1 protein-coding gene is annotated in these 1,228 nt (G+C 59.2%); it reads left to right on the top strand.

Going from position 1 to position 1,228, the window contains the following annotated elements; translation table 11 throughout:
- Positions 1-899 (top strand): recombination-associated protein RdgC (gene rdgC, locus EKA13_RS27225; protein WP_065762035.1); only part of this gene is annotated, 899 nt, incomplete at its 5' end.
- Positions 900-1,228: the final 329 nt, after the last annotated feature.

The raw sequence follows: 1,228 nt of genomic DNA, 5'->3' as shown, positions 1-1,228 counted from the left end.
TCTATCGCCTGACCCAGGACATCCCGTTTGACCCCGAGGCGCTGGAAACCGCTCTGGCCAGCAAGCCAGCGCGCCCTTGTGCCAGCCAGGAATTGACCACCTACGGCTTCGTCGCGCCATTTGGCAAGGGTGAAGACGCTCCACTGGTGCATGTCAGTCAGGACTTCCTGCTGATCGCCGCACGTAAAGAAGAACGTATCCTGCCTGGCAGTGTCGTACGCGATGCGGTTAAAGAGAAGATCGACGAGATCGAGGCCGAGCAAATGCGCAAGGTCTATAAAAAGGAACGTGATCAGATCAAGGATGAAATCATCCAGGCGTTCCTGCCACGTGCCTTTATCCGTCGCTCGGCAACCTTCGCCGCCATCGCCCCCAAACAGGGCCTGATTCTGGTCAACGCCTCCAGCGCCAAGCGTGCCGAAGACCTGCTCTCCACCCTGCGCGAAGTGATGGGCTCGCTTCCCGTACGACCACTGAGCGTGAAGATCGCCCCAAGCGCGACCATGACCGAGTGGGTGAAAACCCAACAAGCCGCACCGGACTTCTATGTCCTGGATGAGTGCGAGCTGCGTGACACCCATGAAGACGGCGGTATCGTTCGCTGCAAACGTCAGGACCTGACCAGCGACGAGATCCAGATGCACCTGGGCACTGGCAAGCAAGTCACCCAATTGTCGCTGGCCTGGCAGGACAAGCTGTCCTTCGTGCTCGACGACAAGATGGTGATCAAACGCCTGAAGTTCGAAGAACTGCTGCAGGATCAGGCCGAGGAAGACGGTGGTGATGAGGCCCTGGGCCAACTCGATGCCAGCTTCACCCTGATGATGCTCACTTTCGGTGAGTTCCTGCCGGCCCTGTTTGAAGCGCTGGGTGGCGAAGAGATCCCCCAGGGGATCTAAGCGCAACGTCTAGATCGCGAGCAAGCCAGTTCACCTGCATGAGAGCGGGTGACTGGTGTTGCCCGTGATAGAGGCACCACGCACTCACTGGCACCTCACCGATGCCATCGCAGGCATGCCTGCTCAAGCCGCATGGATGCCCCTAATACTCTTCACTTAAGTCCTTTGAGTGTTCAAGCGTGCTCAAGCAACCGCATCACGGCCAAGCGCTCAGGAGCGCTTTGCTTTTAGTGCGCGCAGTGGCAGGCGCTGCAGGGCGTCCCTTCAGTAGGCTGAGTGGAGCCGTCGCGTAGTGGGGTGCGAGGCAGGGATGCCTCGCAAGTGCTGAT

This window comes from Pseudomonas defluvii (assembly GCF_001695625.1).
Classification (GTDB): Bacteria; Pseudomonadota; Gammaproteobacteria; order Pseudomonadales; family Pseudomonadaceae; genus Aquipseudomonas; species Aquipseudomonas defluvii.
Note: the sequence above shows the minus strand (reverse complement) of the source record. Positions and strands in the feature narration are given on the sequence as shown.